Annotated in this window: 23 protein-coding genes; 9 read left to right on the forward strand and 14 right to left on the reverse strand. The window is 65.6% G+C overall.

Annotated elements, in window-relative coordinates; translation table 11 throughout:
* Nucleotides 1-8: 8 nt before the first annotated feature.
* Nucleotides 9-1,067 carry an App1 family protein phosphatidate phosphatase gene (locus JYA52_RS06880; protein ID WP_205652454.1) on the forward strand — a complete coding sequence of 353 codons (1,059 nt, stop codon included), beginning with the start codon at nucleotides 9-11 and terminating at the stop codon, nucleotides 1,065-1,067.
* A gap of 39 nt (nucleotides 1,068-1,106) precedes the next feature.
* Here JYA52_RS06880 and JYA52_RS06885 read toward each other — a convergent pair whose 3' ends face one another.
* From JYA52_RS06885 to JYA52_RS06905, 5 genes are all read right to left on the reverse strand, one after another.
* The gene (locus JYA52_RS06885; RefSeq protein ID WP_205652455.1) at nucleotides 1,107-2,675 is read right to left on the reverse strand and encodes a GH1 family beta-glucosidase; all 1,569 of its coding nucleotides are present in this window, start codon (nucleotides 2,673-2,675) and stop codon (nucleotides 1,107-1,109) included.
* Between the two features lie 94 nt (nucleotides 2,676-2,769).
* Nucleotides 2,770-2,916 carry a hypothetical protein gene (locus JYA52_RS06890; RefSeq protein WP_205652456.1) on the reverse strand — a complete coding sequence of 49 codons (147 nt, stop codon included), beginning with the start codon at nucleotides 2,914-2,916 and terminating at the stop codon, nucleotides 2,770-2,772.
* 120 nt (nucleotides 2,917-3,036) lie between these two features.
* Nucleotides 3,037-3,423: a hypothetical protein gene (locus tag JYA52_RS06895; protein WP_205652457.1), complete on the reverse strand. Its 387-nt coding sequence runs from the start codon at nucleotides 3,421-3,423 to the stop codon at nucleotides 3,037-3,039.
* On the reverse strand, nucleotides 3,420-3,818 hold the full coding sequence (locus JYA52_RS06900; RefSeq protein ID WP_205652458.1) for a J domain-containing protein: 399 nt from the start codon (nucleotides 3,816-3,818) through the stop codon (nucleotides 3,420-3,422). Before JYA52_RS06900 ends, JYA52_RS06895 begins: the two co-directional genes overlap by 4 nt.
* A 167-nt stretch (nucleotides 3,819-3,985) precedes the next feature.
* A complete protein-coding gene (locus tag JYA52_RS06905; protein WP_205652556.1) occupies nucleotides 3,986-4,408 on the reverse strand; it encodes an Hsp20/alpha crystallin family protein in 423 nt (140 codons plus the stop codon).
* Between the two features lie 140 nt (nucleotides 4,409-4,548).
* Here JYA52_RS06905 and JYA52_RS06910 point away from each other — a divergent pair, with 140 nt between their 5' ends.
* Entirely contained in the window at nucleotides 4,549-4,881 is a 333-nt protein-coding gene (locus JYA52_RS06910; protein WP_205652459.1) for a MerR family transcriptional regulator, read from the forward strand.
* Here the strand turns inward: JYA52_RS06910 and JYA52_RS06915 are convergent.
* Both JYA52_RS06915 and JYA52_RS06920 read right to left on the reverse strand, forming a co-directional pair.
* Nucleotides 4,852-5,157: an MmcQ/YjbR family DNA-binding protein gene (locus JYA52_RS06915; protein WP_205652460.1), complete on the reverse strand. Its 306-nt coding sequence runs from the start codon at nucleotides 5,155-5,157 to the stop codon at nucleotides 4,852-4,854. The two genes, JYA52_RS06910 and JYA52_RS06915, sit on opposite strands and share 30 nt — an antisense overlap.
* A 61-nt stretch (nucleotides 5,158-5,218) precedes the next feature.
* Complete coding sequence (locus JYA52_RS06920) at nucleotides 5,219-5,998, reverse strand: phosphatase PAP2 family protein (protein ID WP_372433757.1); 780 nt, start codon at nucleotides 5,996-5,998, stop codon at nucleotides 5,219-5,221.
* Nucleotides 5,999-6,154: 156 nt separating this feature from the next.
* On the opposite strand from JYA52_RS06920, the gene JYA52_RS06925 reads away from it, so the two are divergent.
* The 6 genes from JYA52_RS06925 to mmsB all read left to right on the forward strand — a co-directional run bounded on the left by JYA52_RS06925 (nucleotide 6,155) and on the right by mmsB (nucleotide 12,786).
* Nucleotides 6,155-6,367: a hypothetical protein gene (locus JYA52_RS06925; protein ID WP_205652461.1), complete on the forward strand. Its 213-nt coding sequence runs from the start codon at nucleotides 6,155-6,157 to the stop codon at nucleotides 6,365-6,367.
* Nucleotides 6,368-6,479: 112 nt separating this feature from the next.
* On the forward strand, nucleotides 6,480-6,677 hold the full coding sequence (locus JYA52_RS06930) for a hypothetical protein (RefSeq protein WP_205652462.1): 198 nt from the start codon (nucleotides 6,480-6,482) through the stop codon (nucleotides 6,675-6,677).
* A 78-nt stretch (nucleotides 6,678-6,755) separates the two neighbouring features.
* Nucleotides 6,756-8,342, forward strand: a complete 1,587-nt coding sequence (locus JYA52_RS06935; RefSeq protein WP_205652463.1) for an alkaline phosphatase D family protein — start codon at nucleotides 6,756-6,758, stop codon at nucleotides 8,340-8,342.
* 364 nt (nucleotides 8,343-8,706) lie between these two features.
* Nucleotides 8,707-9,834: a multiple monosaccharide ABC transporter substrate-binding protein gene (gene chvE / locus JYA52_RS06940; RefSeq protein ID WP_307869328.1), complete on the forward strand. Its 1,128-nt coding sequence runs from the start codon at nucleotides 8,707-8,709 to the stop codon at nucleotides 9,832-9,834.
* Nucleotides 9,835-9,931: 97 nt separating this feature from the next.
* Nucleotides 9,932-11,461, forward strand: coding sequence for a multiple monosaccharide ABC transporter ATP-binding protein (gene mmsA / locus JYA52_RS06945; protein WP_205652559.1), 1,530 nt, complete (start codon nucleotides 9,932-9,934; stop codon nucleotides 11,459-11,461).
* Nucleotides 11,462-11,466: 5 nt separating this feature from the next.
* On the forward strand, nucleotides 11,467-12,786 hold the full coding sequence (gene mmsB, locus JYA52_RS06950) for a multiple monosaccharide ABC transporter permease (protein WP_205652464.1): 1,320 nt from the start codon (nucleotides 11,467-11,469) through the stop codon (nucleotides 12,784-12,786).
* An 86-nt stretch (nucleotides 12,787-12,872) separates the two neighbouring features.
* On the opposite strand, the gene manD is transcribed toward mmsB, so the two are convergent.
* From manD to JYA52_RS06985, 7 genes are all read right to left on the reverse strand, one after another.
* The gene (manD, locus tag JYA52_RS06955) at nucleotides 12,873-14,102 is read right to left on the reverse strand and encodes a D-mannonate dehydratase ManD (RefSeq protein ID WP_205652465.1); all 1,230 of its coding nucleotides are present in this window, start codon (nucleotides 14,100-14,102) and stop codon (nucleotides 12,873-12,875) included.
* A gap of 60 nt (nucleotides 14,103-14,162) precedes the next feature.
* Complete coding sequence (locus JYA52_RS06960; protein ID WP_307869329.1) at nucleotides 14,163-15,137, reverse strand: sugar kinase; 975 nt, start codon at nucleotides 15,135-15,137, stop codon at nucleotides 14,163-14,165.
* A complete protein-coding gene (locus tag JYA52_RS06965; RefSeq protein WP_240460049.1) occupies nucleotides 15,134-15,838 on the reverse strand; it encodes a bifunctional 4-hydroxy-2-oxoglutarate aldolase/2-dehydro-3-deoxy-phosphogluconate aldolase in 705 nt (234 codons plus the stop codon). The genes JYA52_RS06960 and JYA52_RS06965 overlap by 4 nt, the downstream gene beginning before the upstream one ends.
* Nucleotides 15,839-15,846: 8 nt before the next feature.
* Nucleotides 15,847-16,995 (reverse strand): galactonate dehydratase, encoded by a 1,149-nt coding sequence (gene dgoD, locus JYA52_RS06970; protein WP_205652466.1) that lies wholly within the window; start codon nucleotides 16,993-16,995, stop codon nucleotides 15,847-15,849.
* A gap of 9 nt (nucleotides 16,996-17,004) precedes the next feature.
* The gene (locus JYA52_RS06975; protein ID WP_205652467.1) at nucleotides 17,005-17,895 is read right to left on the reverse strand and encodes a carbohydrate ABC transporter permease; all 891 of its coding nucleotides are present in this window, start codon (nucleotides 17,893-17,895) and stop codon (nucleotides 17,005-17,007) included.
* A complete protein-coding gene (locus tag JYA52_RS06980) occupies nucleotides 17,892-18,830 on the reverse strand; it encodes a carbohydrate ABC transporter permease (protein WP_240460050.1) in 939 nt (312 codons plus the stop codon). Before JYA52_RS06980 ends, JYA52_RS06975 begins: the two co-directional genes overlap by 4 nt.
* Nucleotides 18,831-18,915: 85 nt before the next feature.
* Complete coding sequence (locus JYA52_RS06985; protein WP_205652468.1) at nucleotides 18,916-20,199, reverse strand: ABC transporter substrate-binding protein; 1,284 nt, start codon at nucleotides 20,197-20,199, stop codon at nucleotides 18,916-18,918.
* Nucleotides 20,200-20,331: 132 nt separating this feature from the next.
* On the opposite strand from JYA52_RS06985, the gene JYA52_RS06990 reads away from it, so the two are divergent.
* On the forward strand, nucleotides 20,332-21,078 hold the full coding sequence (locus JYA52_RS06990) for a FadR/GntR family transcriptional regulator (RefSeq protein ID WP_240460051.1): 747 nt from the start codon (nucleotides 20,332-20,334) through the stop codon (nucleotides 21,076-21,078).
* The last annotated feature ends 22 nt before the right edge of the window (nucleotides 21,079-21,100 follow it).

The raw sequence follows: 21,100 nt of genomic DNA on the forward strand, positions 1-21,100 counted from the left end.
GTGAAGGCATGGACATGGCGTCACAGGAATCTTCTTTGTCAGGTACACACGTTTTCCGCCTGGCCCACCGGCTCTCCGACGGGATCAACACCGCCCGTCTGAAGCTTGCCCGGCGGTGGAAGTTCGAACCCAAGACCATCGCGTACCAGGGCTACGGTTCCACCGAGTGGGTCCGGGTGCTCGGCAGGGTGGTGCTGGCCAGCAAGCCCGTGCCCGGCAGCCGGGCCGATCATGCCGCCAAGAACGGAACCCAGAACGTCCGGGGCTGGCGCGCCTTCACCAGCGTTCCCATCCCGGGATCCGAAGTGGAAATCGAAGTGGGCGGCACCGTGACGAAGGTCAGGGCCGACAGGGGCGGGCTCATCGACATTGATGTCCGGGTCTCCCTTTCCCCGGGCTGGCACACGGCTGTGTTGCGGTCCCAAGGCACCGAACCGGCAGAGGCCAGCATTTTCGTCATCGGTCCGGAGACCAGGTTCGGCATCGTCTCTGACATCGACGACACCGTCATGGTCACGGCCCTGCCAAGGCCCTTCCTTGCCCTGTGGAACACGTTCGTGCTGAGCGAGCGGGCCAGGATGGCTACTCCGGGCATGGCTGTGCTGCTGGACCGGCTGACCGTGGAACACCCAGATGCCCCCGTGATCTACCTGTCCACCGGGCCCTGGAACGCCGCGCCAACCCTTGGCCGGTTCCTCACGCGCAACATGTATCCCTCCGGCGCGCTCGTGCTCACGGACTGGGGACTCACCCAGGACCGGTGGTTCCGCAGCGGCCAGGACCACAAGCGCCAAAACCTGGAGCGCCTGGCCGCCGAATTTCCGAACATGCGCTGGCTGCTGATCGGCGACAACGGCCAGCATGACGAACAGATCTACTCCGCGTTTACCCAGGAGCATTCAGACAGGGTGGCCGCCATCGCCATCCGGCAGCTCTCCGTCAGCGAGTCCGTACTGGCTGGCGGACATTCGGAAAACGGAGACCACAGTGCCTCCTCCGTGCCCTGGATCTACTCGCCCGACGGCGCCGGCATTGCACGGAAGCTCAAGGAACTTGAACTGATCTGAACTGAACTGAGCTGGCCTGATCTGAGTTGAACTGGCAGCTCAGCCGGCCAGCGGCGACGCACCGCCGTCGGACATTCCGCGGTCCGCGCCCTCGGGGGCAGCGCCTTCGGGAACTGCGCCTCGGGGGGCAGCGGCGGCGGCGACAGCGGCTCCTGCGGCAGCAACCAGTGTCCGCTCCTCCAGAAGCTCCTGAAACCAGTAGAAGGACGCCTTGGGTGTCCGCTCGAGCGTCTCGAAGTCCACGTGCACCAGCCCGAACGGCTGGTTATACCCCCCGGACCACTCAAAATTGTCCATCAGTGACCACACGTAGTAACCGCGAAGATCCACCGCCTCGGCCTCGCCGCCGGGTGCCGTGGCACGGAGCGCGGTGCCGAGGTGGTCCGAGAGGTACCGCAGGCGGCGCTCGTCCGGAATGAAGCTGCGGTTGGTGGATTTGTCCCGGACGATGATGTCCTCGAAGCTCGCGCCGCCCTCGGTAATGATGACCGGCGGAAGGTTCGGATACCGCTCTGCCATCTCCTTGAGGGCGACGGCCATGTATGCGGGCTTGACCGGCCAGCCGTAGGCCGTGGTCTCGGTGTCCGGCCAGGGCTCAATGTGCAGCGGCGCGCCCGGGGTGGTGCTGCTGAGATCGTCCCCGATGGCCTCCGCCATGGCAGCCGGAACCGGGCTGTCTCCTCCGCCGGCCGCCACCCTGGTGGGCATGTAGTAATTGAGCCCGTAGAAGTCCAGCGGCTGCGAAATGATGGCCATGTCTTCGTCGGGATGCTCAAACGAGGAGAAGAACTTCCCGAGGCGGACGAGGTCGGGATACTTCCCGGCAAGGACGGGGTCCGCATAGAGGCGGTTCTGTGCCACATCCATGGCCCCGGCGCTCAGCCTGTCCAGTGGATTGGCTGAATTGGGCACCATCGGCGAGTACACGTTCGTCATGCCGATCTCCCCCGGCACTTTGGCCGCCCGCAGCGCCTGGAGCGCCAAACCGTGGCCAAGCAGCTGGTGGTGGACCGAGGGCAGCCCGTTCGCGAAGTCCGCCTTCCCCGGTGAGTGCAGGCCCAGCGCGTATCCGTTCGTGGTCACCGTGGCCGGCTCGTTGATGGTCACCCAGCGGGCCACGCGGTCCCCGTACGCGGCCGCGGCAATGGCGGCGAATTCCGCCAGCCGGTAGGCGGTGTCCCTGTTGAGCCATCCGCCCGCCTCGTCCAGCGGCAGCGGCGTGTCCCAGTGGTACAGGGTCACCATGGGGGATATCCCGTTTTCCAGAAGCTCATCGAGCAGCCGGTCGTAGAAATCCAGCCCGGCCCGGTTCACGGGCCCGCTGCCTCCTGGCTGGATCCGGGGCCAGGACAGTGAGAACCGGTACGAATCGATGCCCAGTTCCTTCATGAGCGCCACGTCCTGCGGCATGCGGTGATAGTGGTCGCAGGCGACGGCCGGGCTGTGGCCGTCCACGATGGTGCCGGGTTTGGCCGCGAAGACGTCCCAGCCGGCCTTCCCCCGGCCGTCCTCGTCAAGGGCGCCTTCTATCTGGAAGGCGGCGGTGGCCACCCCCAGCGTGAAGCCCGGCGGAATCTTCGCGGCCAACTCTTTGGCGGAGGCATGCATGGAGGACCTCTATGTCTTTCGAAATGGGCAGAAGAAGAAGTTTGCCTGAAAATGGCGGCTCAGGCCAGCAGGCCACCACCCTTGATCACTGAAATCACGTTTTGGTCCGGACGCCTGCGGCGTTGAGCCCGTCGACTGCCGCCTCGACGTCGTCCAACCCGAGGACCTGTCCGTAGAACGCCTTGGCCTGCGCCACGTCGTTGACGCTGAAGCTGGAAAACGAACCCCTCGGCGAAAACATGGCAATTCTCCTTCGTCGGCACTTGCGGTGCCTTCCAGAATGACACAGGCCGCTCCACCTGACGAGGCCCGTAGCACCCGCGACGGCCGCAGGCATCGGACGTTGCGTACGCCCAGCCGCTCAGTGCATCACTGCGGGGCCGAACAAGAAATCCTTTGCGTGGGCGACGGCCTTCTTGAAGGCGTCGTTCCTCAGGGCCAGCAGATGCTCTGAAGCGTCCTCCCCCGGTTCCAGGTAGCCGGTGAAGCCGGGGCGGAGCACCCAGATGTCCCCTCCCGGCGGCAGGTAGAAGACCCCAAACGACCGGTGCTGGCGGTCGTCGTCCGTCCAGATAGGCACGACGGCCAGGGCTGCGCCGGTGGCGGGGTTGATCCACTGCGCACGCGGAAGGGGCTCCTCGTGGGCCTCAGGATCCAGGAACGGCGCGGTGTTCTTGCCCCAGCGTTCTTCAAACCGCTCATGAAAGGCAGGGATCAGGTGGGAATCGTATCTTCGCCAATCGCTCATCGTCGTCGTTCTCCTCGGGGGTCGAAACGGATGGTGGCCCAGGGCCCGCTTTCCCACCGGACGGGTGTTGCCCGCAGTGGTGGGTCCTCGTGCCGGACGTGCCGCACGGGAACCTCGCGGGAATGGTCTCCGGACGGGCCTTCCCTGGGGCCGGCCGCCGCAGCCCTCTGCTCATTCCTCAGAAAGTCGCGGTCGTACGCAAGGCGCCGCCTCGGGTCGCGGAGCACCTCGAAGGCCTGCATGATGAGCTGCAGTTCAGCGGGTGCTGCCGTGGGACCGGCCAGGTCCGGATGGTGCGTTCGGAGGAGGGACCGGTAGGCACGCGCTATTTCCTGCTGGGTGGCCGTCCGCGGCACGTTCAGTGCCACGTAGTGATCCGGGGAATTGCCGGGCATGGGAGTGCCCCTCTCCTGGTGTCCAGAGGGTTCAGTCGGTCCACAGGGTTCACTGGCTCAGCGGCCTCGGGACCAGGCGGACCGCTGATGACCAGGAGCGGCCTCCGGCCTGAGCCGGAAGCCGCCCTGGCGATAGAGCCGGACAGCCCTGCCATGGACCGCCGGACTCAGGTTCCGATCTGGTGGAGCTCGCCCTTGCGTTCGATTTCAATCTTGCGCGGCTTTGCCTGTTCCGCCACGGGGATACGAAGCGTCAGGACGCCGGAGTCGTAACCCGCCTTGATGTTCTCCGTGTCCAGAGTGTCTCCGAGGATCAGTTGACGGCTGAAAACTCCGCGCGGCCGCTCGGCCACCACCAGCTCCACATTGGGCTGCGTGGGGTCCTGGCGTTCAGCCCTGACGGTAAGGACGTTCCGCTCCACATTGAGGTCTACCTTCTCCGGCAGGACGCCGGGAAGATCAAAGGCCACCACAAACTCCCCGTCCTCCTGCCAGGCGTCCATGGGCATGGCAGCCGGTCGGGCGGCGGTTCCGAAGACCTGCTGGGTGAGCCGGTCCAGCTCACGGAACGGGTCGGTACGGATTAGCATCATTTCCCACTCCTTCAGCATGTAGGTATTTCACCGTAATCCACCAGCTCATCTATGGTGGTGGATATAGATTTTTTATAGCACTGGTGTCAAACTGGTGCAAGAGGCACATCAAATTATTCTCAACCGAGGGAAGCACCGTGGCAGATCAGGACGAAGGCAGGGGCCTTTACGCAATCTCCGTGGTGGCGGATCTGCTCGGAACCGGCCAACAAAACATCCGGTTGTACGAACGGCGCGGATTGCTGACGCCCGGGCGGACCTCCGGAGGGACGCGGCAATACAGCGATTCGGACCTCGCGGTACTGCGGCGGATCGGTGAGCTCCTTGATGAGGGACTCAACCTGGCAGGAGTGGCGAAAGTGCTGGAACTCGAAGTGGACAACGCCAGGCTCCGCCGGCAGCTTGAACGCGCCCGTGCCCGCAACGCCCGGCTCTTGGACTCATATCCGCCCGCCGGCCAGCAGGAATGATTCTTCCAACAGCTCGGCGAGTTCGCCGTCGTCGAGCCGTGACAGCCGGATCAGGACCAGCTGGGGCGACCGCTCGTGATGCGGCGTCCAGAAGTAGGTGTCTGGGTCAGTACCCGCGAGGGCCTCACGCTCCGCGGTCTTGACCGTCAGCACGCCTTCGTCCCACATCCGGGCCATCAGGGATTTCGCGAACCACGCGGGCTGGTTCCAGCTGCTGCGCTCCGTGACTCCGGGCAGTGCGAGGCAGATTCGGCGGACATCGTCTTCAGTGGCCATGCCCCACCCTGGCACCGGCCGGAATCCGCAGCAACCCTCGCAGGACGCTGCGGCGGCACGGTTAGTCCGCCGGCGAATCAGCCTTCGACAGTTCTCCGGTCACCGTTTCGCCCGGCACCCTGGCGGTCCGCCACGTGTCCACAGCAATCACGGCCCCGAGCACCACCAGGGACAGGGACACCGAAGCCACGGCGTCGCTCACCCAGTGGTAGCCCAGGTAGAGCCTGCTGAGGGCGGCAAGGATTACGCCGATGATGGCGACGATAAAACCGATGATGGTGATCTTCGGACGCCGGTGGCGGGAGAAGACCAGGAAAGCGGTCACGAGCAGGAAGTCGGAGGCACCGAGCACGTGCCCCGAGGGAAACGAAAATGTATGGTCGGCACCGAACAGCATGAGTTCGACAGGCGGACGCGTGCGTTCGACGGCATGGCCAATGAGCTGGGCGAGTCCGACGCCCGTGACCATGGCCGCCGCAAGCAGGACCGGTCGCCAGGCGTGTTTGGCCAGGATGCCCCATGCGAGGGTAACCACCAGCACGATGATCGGCAGCGCAACCGGGCCGAAGACAACCGCCAGGATGATCATGACAACGGTCAGCGCCTCCGAACGGGTGGTGAGCAGCCACCTCCGGGCCGACTCATCGGCGCCGGCCAGGCCGTCCTGCTGAAGCACGTCCGTCAGCGTCAGGAAGAAGACGAATGCGCCCGCCAGGGCGAGGACACCAGCAGTGATGTACAGCGCCTTCCGCGCGCTGGCATCCATGTAGCGTTCCTCGACCACGAACTTGTCGTGGAATACCCGCCACCACCCCGCCTTGCCTGCTGGTTCGTCTGCCACGCGGTGTCCTGACTGTGCACGATGAAATGAACGGTTCTGTGTTGAAGATTATCCCCTTCCTGCCCGGACGCGCGGCGAAGCGGCCGGGGCCCTTACGAAGCCAGGCTGCCGCTGTTACCGTGGGTTTCCCAGCCCCACGAGGATTCAGGAGACGACATGAGCACCGAAAGCACTGGCACCGGCGAGGCCGGCACCGTTCCGGGCTCGGAAAACGGCGTCGGGCTCGGCGCCGGCGAGGCCAACACTTTCGAGCCGGAAGAGGGGACCGAGGCCGCGGACACTTCGGCGCCGGGAGAAACATCGGTAGCCACCGCCGAGGACACCCCGGACGTGGAACAAACCCCGGTGGAAACAACAGAGCCCAGCTGACCTCGGCTTCCCGGCGCGCTCCAGTGTTCCTCCGGCGCGCCCTGTCCTGGAACCCGCCCGCGGTGGATAATTGGACACACACTGGAGTGGCAACGGGGCTACGGAGGATTCCATGAGGATCGTCGGAACGCTAGTGATCATCTGGCTCATCATCGGCGCCTTCGCCGCATTCCAGCGGGGATATTTCGGCGGTTCGCCGGACTCGTGCACCGAGGCCGGAACCGTGGCGATTACGATCGTCGCCGGGCCGTTGAACTACATGGGGGTCAACCCCAAGATGGCCTGCAAGGTGCCACAGCCTTCCCAGTAGCCCAAGGGCGGACGGGCGTTCACCCGGGATTCACGCGCGCGACCTCGGCTGTCCAAACGGGCTGGCTAGGTTCGGGCCATGGACATTTCGCGCAGAACGCTCATCACCGCCGGCCTGGGTGCCGGCCTCGTCATCGCCCTGCCGGGCACGGCCGTCGCCGACCAGCGGAACTCGGAGGCAAGCCTCCCGGCCGATCCCTTCACCCTTGGCATTGCCTCCGGCGATCCGTGGCCGGACGGGTTTGTGATCTGGACGCGCCTGGCCCTCAGCCCGCTGGCGGAGGACGGCCTCGGCGGCATGCCGACACGCACGGTGGGCGTGGCGTGGGAGGTGGCCGAAGACCCCGCCATGCGCAGGGTGGTCCGGCGTGGTGTCCAGCAGGCTGTTCCTGCGAGTGCCCACTCGGTGCACGTCGAACTGCGCGGGTTGACGCCGGGCCGCGAATATTTCTACCGCTTCCGCGCCGGCCGCCACATCAGCCCTGTTGGCCGCACACTGACCAGCCCGGCCTGGTACGAGACGCCGGCTGCGCTGGCCATGTCGTTCGCCAGCTGCGCCCAGTACGAGCACGGCTTCTTCACCGCTTACCGCCGCCTCGCCGAAGACCAGCCGGACCTGGTCCTCCATCTCGGCGATTACCAGTACGAGTACAAGAAGGACTCCTATGTGGTGGGCGGCGGAAACGTCCGCGACCATGAGGGTCCAGAGACCGTGACGCTGGAGGGCTACCGCCAGCGCCACGCGCAGTACAAGTCCGACGCCGACCTCCAGGCTGCCCACGCCGCGGCACCATGGCTGGTGGTCTGGGATGACCACGAAGTGGACAACAACTGGGCGGACGAGGCGCCGGAGAATGCGGACCCCGCCCAGCTCAACGACTCCGCCAGCAACTTCCGCACCCGGAGGGCGGCCGCATTCAAGGCCTACTACGAGAACATGCCGCTGCGCGCACCGTCTGTTCCCGCCGGCGCCGACATGAAGATCTACCGCACTGTCCAGTGGGGTCAGCTGGCAAACTTCCACATGATGGACACCCGCCAGTACCGCGACGACCAGCTAGCCGGCGACGGCTGGCGGAAAAACGTCGGCGAGCGCCTTGCGGAGGACAGGACCATCACTGGCCCCGGGCAGGAGCAGTGGCTGCTGGACGGCTTCCGGAAGTCCACGGCGCGCTGGGACATTCTGGGCCAGCAGGTGTTCTTCGCGGAGCGCGACCGCAACAAGGCGCCGGACATCGACGACGTGTCGATGGACGGCTGGGACGGCTATGCCGCCTCACGGCGCCGGATCACGCAGGGCTGGGTGGACGCAAAGGTGCGCAACGCCGTCGTACTGACCGGTGACGTCCACCGCAGCTGGGCCAACGACGTGAAGGTGGACTTCAAGGATCCCCACGCGCCCGTGGTGGGTTCGGAACTGGTATGCACCTCCGTCACGTCCAACGGAAACGGAACGGGTTCCGTCACGGATCCGACCATGGCCTGGAATCCGCACCTGAAGTTCTACAACGACCAGCGTGGCTACGTCCGGACCACAATCACCAGGGACGCCATGACCGCTGATTACCGGGTGCTCGACTACGTTTCCGCACCCGGCTCCGCGGTCAGCACCAAGGCCACCTTCGGCATCCAGGACGGCGTTCCCGGACTGCAGCGCCGCGGCTAGGGCACCCGGGGGCGGCAGCCTGCACTCAGCCGCCGGGCCGCAACGCTGCCCGGCGGCTTCGCCAGCCAAACGGCCCAGGCAAATAGGCCCAGCAAAAAAGGGCCCTGCTCCGGCAAACATGTGTGTTGACCCACAATAAGGCGTGAGCTATTCTCGTAATTGTTAGCGCTCACAAGGCGCAGCAGCTTCACAGAATTGAGTAAAGGCGGCATGGATGCCGCCTGATCGCAAAGCCCCCTGGTGTGCGGGCCTCAGGATCGCGCAGCAGCCGACCGGAGCCCAATGCCGGTCCCGTCGGAAGGCGCAGATGCCTCCCGGCTCAGCAGCAATTCGCGGCCTGAGTCAGCCGCGGAAGGAGAACAACGTGCGTTTCAAGAAACTCCTGGGAGCCGTCGCCGTCGCCCTGGCCGTGACCGTCGGAGCCACCGGCTGCGGCAGCCGTCCCGGCAGCACCGCGGATCCCGCCGCCAGCACCGATGCTGCCGGCTCTCTCGTAGGCATTTCGATGCCGACGCAGACGTCTGAGCGATGGATTGCCGACGGAGGCAATGTCGAAAAGTCCCTGAAGGACCTCGGATACAAGACGGATCTGCAGTTCGCCAACGACGACATCCCCACGCAGGTGTCGCAGATTGAGAACATGCTGACCAAGGGTGCGAAGGCCCTGATTATCGCCGCGATCGACGGCACCACGCTGACGGATGTCCTGGCAAAGGCCAAGGAGCAGAACGTCAAGGTCATCGCCTACGACCGGCTGATCAACGGCACACCGAACGTGGACTTTTACACGACCTTTGACAACTACACGGTGGGCGTCCAGCAGGCTACCTCCCTGCTGACGGGCCTGGGTCTTCTGGATGCCAGCGGCAAGAAGGTGGACGGCAAGGGCCCGTTCAACGTGGAACTGTTCGCCGGCAGCCCGGACGACAACAACGCGAACTTCTTCTGGACCGGTGCCATGGACACGCTGAAGCCGTTCATGGACGCCGGAACCATCAAGGTTCCCAGCGGCCAGACCAAGTTCGAGCAGGCCGCCATCCTGCGCTGGCAGGCACCCGTTGCGCAGAAGCGCATGGAGGACATCCTCACCTCCGCCTACAGTTCGGGCAAGAAGCTCGACGGCGTGCTGTCACCTTACGATGGCCTGTCCATCGGCATCATTTCCGCCCTGACCAGCACCGGCGGCTACTCCAAGGGCAACCTTCCGGTCGTGACCGGGCAGGATGCGGAGAAGGGCTCCGTCAAGTCCATCATCGCCGGGGAGCAGTACTCCACGATCTTCAAGGACACCCGCAAGCTGGGTGAACAGGCCGTGAAGATGGTTGATGCCGTCCTGAAGGGCGAGCAGCCCGAGACGAACGACACCAAAACCTACAACAACAAGGTCAAGGTGGTCCCGGCATATCTGCTCGAGTCCGTGATCATCACCAAGGACAACTACAAGCAGGAACTCATCGACTCCGGCTACTACACGGAGGCCGACGTCAAGTAGCGCGGCGAAGGGAGCGGCCCGGCATCCGGCCGGGCCGCTCCCCCACCGGGCCCTGCACCCGCAGGAGCCCGGCACCAACCAGTCAGCGGGAATGACCATGAACGTACCCATCCTTCAAATGCGGGGAATCACCAAGACCTTTCCCGGCGTCAAAGCGCTCCAGGACGTCACCCTGGACGTAAACCGCGGCGAGGTCCACGCCATCTGCGGTGAAAACGGAGCCGGCAAATCGACCCTCATGAAAGTGCTCTCCGGCGTCTACCCGCACGGCACCTTTGACGGCGACATCCTCTTCGAAAACGAGCCGTGCGACTTCTCCACCATCAACGACAGCGAAAAACGCGGCATCGTCATCATCCACCAGGAGCTGGCCCTGAGCCCGTACCTGTCCATCGCGGAGAACATCTTCCTCGGAAACGAGATCGCCTCGCGCGGCTGGGTGAACTGGCGCCAGACCAACCTTGAAGCGGCCAAACTGCTCGCACGGGTGGGGCTGAGCGAAAACCCGGTCACGCCGATCCAGCACATCAGCGTAGGAAAGCAGCAGCTGGTCGAGATCGCCAAGGCCCTCTCGAAGGAAGTAAAGCTGCTCATCCTGGACGAGCCGACGGCGGCGCTGAACGACGAGGACTCGGACCACCTGCTGGATCTCATCCTGCATCTGAAGGGCCAGGGCGTCACGAGCATCATCATCAGCCACAAGCTCAACGAAATCCGCAAGGTGGCGGACGCCGTCACCATCATCCGGGACGGCAAGAGCATCGAGACGCTGCGCCTCGACCAGGGCCAGATCACCCAGGAGCGGATCATCCGCGGCATGGTGGGCCGCGACCTGGAAAGCCTCTACCCGGAACGCACCCCCCGGATCGGCGAGGAAGTCCTCCGCATCGAGGACTGGTCCGTCCAGCACCCCCAGGACCACAGCCGCACCGTGGTCCACAACGCGAGCCTCAACGTCCGCAAGGGCGAAGTCGTCGGGCTGGCCGGCCTCATGGGCGCCGGCCGGACCGAACTGGCCATGAGCGTCTTCGGACGCAGCTACGGGCGGGCTGTCTCCGGGAAGGTGTTCAAGTACGGAGAGGAAATCGACACGTCCTCCGTGCCCGAGGCCATCCGCCACGGCATTGCCTACGCCACCGAGGACCGCAAGCACTACGGCCTGAACCTCATCGAGGACATCAAGCGCAACATCTCGATGGCGGCCCTCGGCAAGCTGTCCAGGGGCGGCTGGGTGGACAAGAACCAGGAAACCACCGTGGCCAACCGCTACCGGAAGAGCATGAACATCAAGGCGCCCTCGGTCGCAGCCATCACGGGAAAGCTCTCCGGCGGCAACCAGCAGAAGGTGGTCCTGAGCAAATGGATGTTCTCCGACCCCGATGTCCTGATCCTGGACGAACCCACCAGGGGCATCGACGTGGGGGCCAAGTTCGAGATCTACACGATCATCGCCGAACTTGCCGCCGAGGGGAAAGCCGTCATCGTGATCTCCTCCGAACTGCCTGAACTGCTCGGCATCTGCGACCGGATCTACACGCTGTCTGCAGGCCACGTCACCGGCGAGGTTCCCATCGCCGAGGCCTCCCAGGAGACACTCATGCACTACATGACCCAAGAGAAGGAATGACCACCATGTCCGCCCTACGAGAATCCCTCGGCTTCCTGGCAAGCCGCCTCCGCCAGGTCGGCATCTTCGTCGCCCTGATCCTGATTGTCCTGCTGTTCCAGGTCCTTACCGACGGCATCCTGCTGCAGCCGCAGAACGTCACCAACCTCGTGGTCCAGAACAGCTACATCCTGATCCTGGCCATCGGCATGGTCATGGTCATCATCGCCGGCCACATCGACCTGTCCGTCGGTTCCATCGCCGGCTTCATCGGCGCCGTATCGGGTGTGATGATCGTGCACTGGGGCTGGGCCTGGTGGATCGCGATCCCAGCGTGCCTGCTCGTCGGCGCCCTCGTGGGCGCCTGGCAGGGGTACTGGATCGCGTACGTCGGCATCCCGGCTTTCATCGTCACCCTCGCCGGGATGCTCATCTTCCGCGGGCTGACCCTTATCACCCTGAAAAACCAGCAGATCACCCCGTTCCCGGACGAGCTGCGGGCCCTGGGCGGCGGCTTCCTCCCTGACATTTCGGGCGGCACCTCGGTGCTGGAGTGGCTGACCGTCATCCTCGGCGTCGGAGGCACGGCAGCCATCCTCTTCCAGTCCATCAAGGAGCGCCGGGTCCGCCGGAAGTTCAACCTCGAAAACGAACCCATGGCCTGGTTCGCCATCAAGACAGCCTTCATCGCGCTGCTGATGCTCGGCATCACGTTCCTGCTGGCAAGCTACCGCGGCACACCGATCGTGCTGATCGTCCTGGCCGTCCTGGTCATCGTCTACTCCGCCCTGATGAGCAACAGCATCTTCGGCCGGCACACCTACGCGATCGGCGGGAACCTCCACGCGGCCGAACTCTCGGGCATCAAGACCAAGGCCGTGACGTTCCGGCTCTTCGTGAACATGGGTGTGCTGGCGGCCCTGGCCGGTCTCGTGTTCACGGCCCGACTGAACTCGGCCCAGCCGGCAGGCGGCACGGGTTTCGAACTGGACTCCATCGCCGCGGCATTTATCGGCGGCGCTGCGGTCCAGGGCGGCATCGGCACCGTGGCGGGAGCCATGGTGGGCGGCCTGATCATGGGCGTCCTCAACAACGGCATGTCGATCCTCGGCCTGGGCACGGACTACCAGCAGCTGATCAAGGGCCTGGTGCTCCTGCTCGCCGTGGGCTTCGACATCTTCAACAAGAACCGCAGCGGCGGCAGCGGATCCACCCTCGGCAAACGCTTCAAATGGAAGACCACCCCGCCGTCCGCCGTCGGAGAGCCCCAGGAGCCCAAACCCGCGGCCAAGACCCCCGTGTCGGTCGCCTCTGCCTCCCACCCGGCACAGGCCGAGAACCACTGACCCGGCAGCCCGCCCCAACCAAGCAACAGCCCGCGCCGTTCTGAAGCCTCAGGACGGCGCGGGCTGTTCTTAAGTGGGCGAGGTCGTCACCAGTCGTGGACTGTTCCGTCGACGAGGCGGTTGTAGGGCAGGTAGGCCTGCTGGTACGGGTAGGCCGCGGCGGCTTCTTCGTTGAATTCGACGCCGATGCCGGGCTTGTCGCCCGGGTGCAGGTACCCGTCGGTGAACGTCATGGACTGCTCGAACACCTCGTTCGTGGCGGCCGAGTGCTGCATGTATTCCTGGATGCCGTAGTTGTGGATCGCCAGGCCCACATGCAGCTGCGCGGCGAACCCCACAGGGGAGATATCCGTGGGCCCGTGGAAGCCGGACTTGATCTGGTACTGCGCGGCGAAATCCATGACCTTCTTCAGCGGCGAGATCCCGCCGAAATGCGTGGACGCGGCCCGGACGTAGTCGATCAGCTGTTCCTTGATGATGGTCTGGTAGTCGTACACGGTGTTGAAGATCTCGCCGATCGCCAGCGGCGTGGTGGTGTGCGCCCGCACCAGGCGCAGGGCTTCCTGGTTTTCGGCCGGGGTGCAGTCCTCCAGCCAGAACAGGTCGTACGGTTCCAGCGCCTTGCCCAGCTTCGCCGCCTGGATCGGCGTCATCCGGTGGTGCCCGTCATGCAGCAAAGGCAGCTCCGGACCGAACTCGTTCCGCACCGCCTCGAACACAGTAGGCAGGTGCCGCAGGTAGGCCCGGGTGTCCCAGTCCTCCTCCACCGGGAACGCGCCCCGCCCGGCCGGCTCGTAGTCATACCGCTCCCCGGAGGCCTGCGCCTGCGCCGCCACACCGTACACGGCCTTGATCCCCGGCACCGCGGTCTGGATCCGCACCGACTTGTAGCCGAGCTCAAGGTGCTCCCGCACCGAATCAAACAGCGACGGAATGTCCGCGCCCGAGGCGTGCCCGTACGCACGCAAGCCGTTCCGCGACGCCCCGCCGAGCAGCTGGTACACCGGCATGTTCGCGAGTTTGCCCTTGATATCCCACAAGGCCATATCCACCGCGGCTATCGCCGCCATCGTCACCGGGCCCCGGCGCCAGTACGAGGACCGGTACAGGAACTGCCAGGTGTCCTCGATCCGGTGCGGATCCTTCCCGATCAGTAACTGCGCCACGTGCTCCTTCAGATACGCGGCCACCGCCAGCTCACGCCCGTTCAACGTGGCGTCACCGATGCCGGTCACCCCGTCCTCGGTGGTGATCCGCAACGTCACGAAATTACGGGAGGGGCTCGTCACGAACACTTCCGCGGCAATGATTTTCACAACAGGTCCAGGCTTTCTCTTCAATCGGTAATGAATGGTTACGGCCTCCCGGCCGTCAGGCTAGCGTTGGGTGCTTCCGGCGGCGTGGTTCGCGAGCAGCGCGAGTTCGGCGGTGCGCGGCAGGCCTTCCCAGTCACCGGCCGTGCTCACGGCGAAGGCTCCCGCGAGGGCGCCGCGCCGCAGGCGCCCGGCCACGTCGTCGCCGTCGAGCAGCGCAGAGAGGTAGCCGGCGGTGAAGGCATCCCCGGCACCGACGGAATCGATGCTGGTGACCGGCACGGCCGGCACCTCCCAGCGCCCGTCGGCGGTGTGGGCGCCGGCGCCGGCGGCACCCCGCTTGACCACCACCTCCCGCACGCCGTGTTCCAGGAGCCGCTTGGCCATCAGGACCTCGGCCTCCGCGGAACCTGCAGCCACATCCGTGCCCGACGCCACGAGGTCCAGCTCATCGTCGGAGGCGACCACGATGCTGGCGTGCCGGACAATCGGGGCGAGGGCAGCGCGCGCCTCGTCCCGTGACCAGAGCTTTGCCCGGTAGTTGACGTCCAGCGAGACCAGGATGCCTTCCCCGGCGGCGCGTTCGGCGGCGTACTCCACTGCACGCCGCGCCTCGGGGCTGAGGGCGGCGGTGATTCCGGTCAGGTGGACCACCCTGGCTCCGCCCCGCAACGCGGCGTCGACGTCGCTGATGTTGAGCGTGGACCCTGCCGATCCCGAGCGGTAATAGTAGGCGCGGCTGACATCTGCGGTCCGCTGCTCCAGGAACATCACGCCCGTGCTGCGCTCGCCGTCTTCACGGTGACGCAGTGCGATGGCCTCGGAGCGCAGCTGCCGCAGGATGAACTGGCCGTGCGGGTCCTCCCCCACCACGCCCGCCCAGCGCACGGTGTGCCCCAGACGTGCCACGCCCACCGCAACATTGGACTCGGCACCGGCCACGTGCATCGACAGGCTGCCTCCTGCCGACAGCGGACCTCCCGACCTCAGCGACACCATGGATTCGCCCAAGGTCAGGAGGTCGACGGCGGCCGTCACCGCGAACCCGCCGCAGCCGTTCGGCGGCCAAAGTCGGCTGCCAGGCGGACGAAGCTGCGGGCACGCTCCCGCACGGGAGCCAGGTCCCCGCCGGAGCCGGCGTCGCCAAACAGCGGCCCGCCGAGTCCGACGGCGATGGCGCCCGCTTCCCAGTAGCCGGCCGCTTCGTCGAGGCCGACGCCGCCCACGGCGATGAACGGGATGTCCGGAAACGGATCACGTAGCGCCTTGAGGTAACGCGGTCCGCCGATGGAGGCGGGGAAGAGCTTGACGGCCGTGGCGCCGCGGTTCATTGCCTCGTAGGCTTCGGTGGGGGTCAGGGCCCCTGCCAGGACCGGGATGCCCCGCCGTGCCGACTCGTCGATGGACTCCGCGAGTGCCGGCGTCACCATGAACTGGCCGCCGGCGTCGGCGACGCGCTCCACATCCTGCGGTGTGAGGACGGTCCCGGCACCGACAAAGCAACCCTCGGGTGCCGCCGCCCGGACATCGCGGATGGCTTCGAGGGCGCCGGGCGTGGTCAGGGCAATTTCAACGAACCGGAAGCCCTCCTCCATCGCCGCGAGCGCAGCCTTCGCGGCAGCCGCACCGTCCGTGCCGCGCACGATCGCGACGAGCCGGGTGTCCCGGATTCCATCGAGCAACAACTCGGGGGTCATGCTGTCCTCCATCGTGGACTTCTCCATTCCGTGCTTGGCCATGCTGCCGCTCACCACTCTGCGAAGGAGCCGTCGGGGTGCCGCCATACCGGACCGCGCCAGGCGTGTCCCTGTTTGTCGGCCGCCCGGACCACGGCCTCATCGATCTCGATGCCCAGGCCGGGCCCGGTCAGCCTTTCGATGTGCCCGTCCACGAACTTCAGGGGTGATTTGTCCACCACGTAGTCGAGGACTTCCGCGCCCTGGTTGTAGTGGATGCCGATGCTCTGTTCCTGGATCAGGAAGTTGGGCGTCGCGAAGCCCACCTGCAGGCAGGCGGCCAGTGCCAGCGGGCCGAGGGGGCAGTGCGGCGCCAGCTGGACTTCGTACACCTCGGCCAGGGAGGCAATCTTACGGACCTCGGTGATGCCGCCGGCGTGGGAGAGGTCAGGCTGCGCCACGGCGATTCCGGCCTGCAGTGCGGGTAGGAACTCCTGCCGGCTGTACAACCGCTCCCCGGTGGACACCGGCGTGGTGGTGGAGGAGGTGAATTCCCGCAGCAGGTGGGTGTTCTCGGGAACCACGGGTTCCTCGAGGAAGAACGGCCGGTACGGCTCCAGGAGCGGCGCCACGCGGCGGGCGTTGGCCAGGCTGAAGCGGCCGTGGAAGTCGACTGCCACGTCCCGGTGGTCGCCCAGGACTTCCCGGGCGGCGGCCACCCGGCGGACCACGCCGTCGAGCTCAGCCACCGAGGCCACCGGGCTCATCCGGCCGCTGGCGTTCATCTTCACTGCGGTGAGTCCGACTTCCAGCTGCGCGCTGATCTGGTCGGCCACCTCGTTGGGCTCGTCGCCGCCCACCCAGCCGTACATCCGGATCCGGTCGCGGACCGGGCCGCCCAGCAACTGGTGGACCGGGGCGTTGAAATGCTTGCCGGCGACGTCCCACAGCGCCTGGTCCAGCCCGGACACGGCGCTGGCCAGGATGGGGCCACCGCGGTAGAAAGAGCCCTTGGTCATGACCTGCCAGTGGTCCTCGATCCGGAGGGCGTCCTGGCCGATCAGCAGCTCGGAGAGCTGGTCGACGGCGGTGCGGACGGTTTCGCTGCGGCCCTCGCAGCTTGCCTCTCCCCAGCCGACGATCCCGCTGTCGGTCTCGATGCGGACGAACAGCCAGCGCGGCGGGACGAGGAAGGTTTCTATTCTGCTGATGCGCGTCACGGTGTATCCCTAGCCCTTGGTGGCGCCGGCGGTCATGCCGGACACGATGTATTTCTGCGTGAAGAGCGCAATGATCATGATCGGGATGGTCACCACGGTGGCCGCGGCCATCAAGCCGCCCCAGTCGATGCTGGCGTAGGAGACGAAGTCGAAGATGGCCACGGGCAGGGTCTTCGTCTTCGAGCCGGACAGGACCAGGGCGAACATGAAGTTGTTCCACGAGAAGATGAAGGACAGGATCCCGGCGGTGGCCATGCCGGCCACGGACAGCGGCAGGGTGATGCGGCGGAACGCGCCGATCGGCGTGAGTCCGTCCACCTGGGCCGACTCCTCGAGTTCCAGCGGCAGCGAATCGAAGTAGCTCATCATGATGTACACGATCAGCGGCAGGGCGACGAACATGTGGCTGAGGATCAGCACCTCGAAGCCGCCCACCATCTTCAGGTTGGAGAAGACGTAGTACCAGGGCACCAGCAGGGAGACGCCGGGGATAACGCGGGCCATCAGGACCACCAGCGCCGAGCGGTGCATGGTGAAGCGGCTCATGGCATAGGCGGCCGGAACGCCCAGGACCAGCGAAAGAGCCGTGGACACGAAGGCCACCCAGAAGCTGTTGAAGATGAAGACGAAGTAGTTGTTGCGCTGCAGCACGTTGGCGTAGTTTTCGCCGGTGGGCGTGAACAGGAAGGACTTGCCGGCGTCGTAGATGTCCACGTTGGTCTTGAAGGAGGCCAGCAGCATCCAGAAGAGAGGCGCGATGAGGAACAGCACCACCGTGATGAGGGCCACGACGCGGAAGGTCTTGTAGGCGCGGCTGCGGAGCGGCTTCCTGCGGCGGGTTGCTGCCTGCCGCTGCCTCACCGGCGCCTGTGGTTCAGTGTTTTCGTGCAGGAGGGTCATTTGCTTGCCGCTTTCTTGCGCATGGTCAGCAGCCACATGGAGCCAATGATGATCATGAAGAACAGGATCAGCACGGCGGAGGACAGCCCGTACTGGTTGTAGTCGAAGCTCAGTCCGTAGGCGTAGACGTTCAGGGTCTCCACCTCGTGGAAGGAACCGCCGCCCTTGCCTTTGGTGGCGTAGAGGATGTCGAAGGTCTTCAGCGCGTCAATGCCGCGGAGCAGGATGGCCACGATCACGGTGGGCATCATCAGCGGCAGGGTGACGTAGAAGAAGCGCTGGAGTGCGGTGGCGCCGTCCATGCGGGCGGCCTCGTCCGGCTCGTCGGAGAGGGCGGTCAGCCCGGCCAGGAGGATGAGGACCACCATGGGGGTCCACTGCCAGACGTCCATGAAGATGGTGGTGGGGAGGGCGGAATCCTGCCCGGAGAGCCACGGCTGCGGCGGAATGCCCAGGAGGCCCAGCAGCTGGTTGGCGAAGCCGATGTTCGGATCGAAGATCAGCCGCCACATCATGCCGACTGCCACGGGGGTGGCCACGAGCGGCAGCAGGATGGCCACCCGGACCCATTTCTCGCCGCGGAACGGACGCCACAGGAGCAGGGCGATGGCCATGCCGAGGATGATTTCGCAGGCCAGCGCCACGAGGGTGAAGGACATCGTGCGGCCCACGGCTGGCCAGAAGCGTTCGGTATCGGTGAGGACCGTGAGGTAGTTTTCGAGGCCCACGAAGTCCGAGGCCGCGCGTACCGAGCCCTGGGAGTCAGTCAGGCTGAGGTAGAGGGTCCAGGCGAGCGGGAAGATGATGAGGACGCCCACGAAGATCATGGCGGGCGCTGCGAACAGCCACTTCCGGTGGCGGTTGGCCCAGGCGGAGAAATTCTCCTGGGCGTTGGCCGTTCGTCCGGAAGTCCGGGAAGGGGTCAGTACAGACATGGTTCACCTAAGAAGTTGGGGGTGAAAGTGTTTGCGGGCGACGGCGGGACAACAGCCGGGCGGGTATCCCGCCGTCGCGCTTTGGTTACTTGTTTTCGTCGTCCAGGAACTTCTGGAACGCGGCGTTGGCGGTGTCAGCTGCTGCTGACGCGTCGGCGCCGGTGATGGAGGCGACGATCGGGCCGCCGACGATCTCACGGGCCTTGCCCACGGTCAGGACCTGCGGACGGTCGTGGCCCACGCCGTTTTCAGCGCTCACGGCGATCGCGGCGGCGAGGTCCTTCGGGTAGGTGGAGGTTCCGGCCGGATCGGCCCAGACGGAAGCGCGGGGTCCGGGGACGCCGGCCTTCTGTGCCTCCAGGGTGCGCTCCTTGCTGGTGGCCCACTGGATGAACTTCCACGCGTTGTCCTGGTTTGCCGAGGCCTCGTTGACGGCCAGGCCCCACGACGGGATGTTGTACGGCTTGGAACCGGCGGGTCCGGCCGGCAGCGGCGCGAAGCCCACGGTGTCAGCCACCTTGGACTTGGCGGGATCCGTGGCGTTCTTGTAGAGGGAATCCGCCTCGGTGTAGAAGGCGGCCTTTCCCTGGGTGAAGATCGCCATGGCCTCGGGCCAGCTCATGTCCGTGCTGACGTTCTTGGGGCCGTAGTTCTTGATGAGGCCGCCGTAGAAGGCGTAGGCCTTCTTCGCTTCCTCGGTGCCGACGGCGGACTTGCCGCTTTCGTCGGTGAAGTCGCCGCCGAAGCTGTACAGGAAACTGGAGAACTGGGTAACCGCGGCGGATTTGCCGGTGCGGGCCACGAATCCTGCGGTGTCCGCAGAGGAAATCTTCTTGGCAGCGGCCTCGAGCTCCTCCATGGTCTTGGGCACCTCAAGACCGGCGGCCTTCAGCAGGTCCTTGCGGTAGTAGAGCACCTCGCGTTCGGTGATGATGGGAACGCCCATGACCTTGTCTTCGAAGGTCGAGGCGGTGACGGGGCCGTCCTGGTAGTCCTTCCAGTTCCAGTCCGCGTCTTCGGCAACCTTGCTGGTCAGGTCCGCCAGGTAGCCGTTCTTGGCGAAAGCCTTGCCCTCCTGGAGCGGGCGGTACATCATGACGTCGATTTCGTCGCTGCCCGCGTTGAGCTTGACGTTGTACTGGTCAGACAGCTGGTCCTCGCCGAGTTGGGTGAGCTCAACCTTCAGCCCGGTGGACTTCTCGAACTCAGGAACCGCGGCCTTGATGCCCTCCGTCCAGACATGGTTGGCAAGGGTGACCCTGACGGTATCCGATCCCTTCGACTCGCTGCTTCCGCCTCCGCAGGCGGTCAGCCCCAGCGAGAGGGCCGCGGCGACGGCCGCATACTGCACTACTGAACGTCGCTTCATTACGACTCCTTGACTCAGGGCCGGAGATCATCCGGCCGCCCGCGAACGCATCCTTGCATTCGCTCCGCCAGCGATCATGGCAAATAAGGCAGACTTAAACAACCCCTCTTGCGCAACCCGTATGATTTATTTATGCAAACTCCAATGGCGGAGCATCCTAAAGATTCGCCCGCGTCGTTTCTGGAACGGCTGGGCCTGGCTATTGCCGACGGCACGCTCGCCCCGCACACGGTACTCCGTATCGACGAGCTGGAAGCCGAGCACAAGGTGGCCCGGTCGGTGGTCCGCGAGGCGACGAAGGTGCTGTGTTCCATGGGCATGCTGGAATCCAGGCGCAGGCTCGGAACCGTTGTCCAGGACGAGGAACGCTGGAATCTTTACGATCCCCAGGTCATCCGCTGGCGCCTGGCGTCCCCTGGCCGGCTTGACCAGCTGCGCGCGCTGAACGAACTCCGCGGCGCAATAGAGCCGCAAGCCGCACGGCTCGCCGCGGAGCGCGTTTCGCTGGAGGGCGGAAGCGAGCTCGTGTCCCTGGCTGCCCGGCTGTGGGCGGCCGGGCAGGGCGACAAACAGGACGAGTTCCTCACCCTGGACATAGAATTCCACGCTGCGGTGCTCAGGGCGTCAGGCAATCCGATGTTCTCCCAGCTGCACAACCTGGTGCGGGAGGTTCTCTCCGGCCGCACGGAACACGGCCTGATGCCCCATCTTCCGCACCACGAAGCGCTGCAGCTGCATGTGGACGTGGCGAGCGCCATCCAGCGCGGCGAAGCCGAGGCCGCGCACTCCGCCATGAGCAGGATCGTGGAACAGTCCACTGAGGAAATGGGGGACATTTGGTCGCAGCACCACCCCCACCGAGCGCGAACGGACACTTAAGGCCCCGGCACCAGGGGCCGCA

This window comes from Arthrobacter pascens (genome assembly GCF_017052465.1).
Classification (GTDB): domain Bacteria; phylum Actinomycetota; class Actinomycetes; order Actinomycetales; family Micrococcaceae; genus Arthrobacter; species Arthrobacter pascens.

What these genes read in the sequence shown, in the direction of transcription:
- JYA52_RS06880 (WP_205652454.1), top strand. Translation starts at nt 9, where the DNA reads ATGGACATGGCGTCACAGGAATCTTCTTTGTCAGGTACACACGTTTTC.
- JYA52_RS06885 (WP_205652455.1), bottom strand. Translation starts at nt 2,675, where the DNA reads ATGCATGCCTCCGCCAAAGAGTTGGCCGCGAAGATTCCGCCGGGCTTC.
- JYA52_RS06890 (WP_205652456.1), bottom strand. Translation starts at nt 2,916, where the DNA reads ATGTTTTCGCCGAGGGGTTCGTTTTCCAGCTTCAGCGTCAACGACGTG.
- JYA52_RS06895 (WP_205652457.1), bottom strand. Translation starts at nt 3,423, where the DNA reads ATGAGCGATTGGCGAAGATACGATTCCCACCTGATCCCTGCCTTTCAT.
- JYA52_RS06900 (WP_205652458.1), bottom strand. Translation starts at nt 3,818, where the DNA reads ATGCCCGGCAATTCCCCGGATCACTACGTGGCACTGAACGTGCCGCGG.
- JYA52_RS06905 (WP_205652556.1), bottom strand. Translation starts at nt 4,408, where the DNA reads ATGCTAATCCGTACCGACCCGTTCCGTGAGCTGGACCGGCTCACCCAG.
- JYA52_RS06915 (WP_205652460.1), bottom strand. Translation starts at nt 5,157, where the DNA reads ATGGCCACTGAAGACGATGTCCGCCGAATCTGCCTCGCACTGCCCGGA.
- JYA52_RS06925 (WP_205652461.1), top strand. Translation starts at nt 6,155, where the DNA reads ATGAGCACCGAAAGCACTGGCACCGGCGAGGCCGGCACCGTTCCGGGC.
- JYA52_RS06930 (WP_205652462.1), top strand. Translation starts at nt 6,480, where the DNA reads ATGAGGATCGTCGGAACGCTAGTGATCATCTGGCTCATCATCGGCGCC.
- JYA52_RS06935 (WP_205652463.1), top strand. Translation starts at nt 6,756, where the DNA reads ATGGACATTTCGCGCAGAACGCTCATCACCGCCGGCCTGGGTGCCGGC.
- mmsA (WP_205652559.1), top strand. Translation starts at nt 9,932, where the DNA reads ATGAACGTACCCATCCTTCAAATGCGGGGAATCACCAAGACCTTTCCC.
- mmsB (WP_205652464.1), top strand. Translation starts at nt 11,467, where the DNA reads ATGTCCGCCCTACGAGAATCCCTCGGCTTCCTGGCAAGCCGCCTCCGC.
- JYA52_RS06965 (WP_240460049.1), bottom strand. Translation starts at nt 15,838, where the DNA reads ATGGCCAAGCACGGAATGGAGAAGTCCACGATGGAGGACAGCATGACC.
- JYA52_RS06975 (WP_205652467.1), bottom strand. Translation starts at nt 17,895, where the DNA reads ATGACCCTCCTGCACGAAAACACTGAACCACAGGCGCCGGTGAGGCAG.
- JYA52_RS06980 (WP_240460050.1), bottom strand. Translation starts at nt 18,830, where the DNA reads ATGTCTGTACTGACCCCTTCCCGGACTTCCGGACGAACGGCCAACGCC.
- JYA52_RS06985 (WP_205652468.1), bottom strand. Translation starts at nt 20,199, where the DNA reads ATGAAGCGACGTTCAGTAGTGCAGTATGCGGCCGTCGCCGCGGCCCTC.
- JYA52_RS06990 (WP_240460051.1), top strand. Translation starts at nt 20,332, where the DNA reads ATGCAAACTCCAATGGCGGAGCATCCTAAAGATTCGCCCGCGTCGTTT.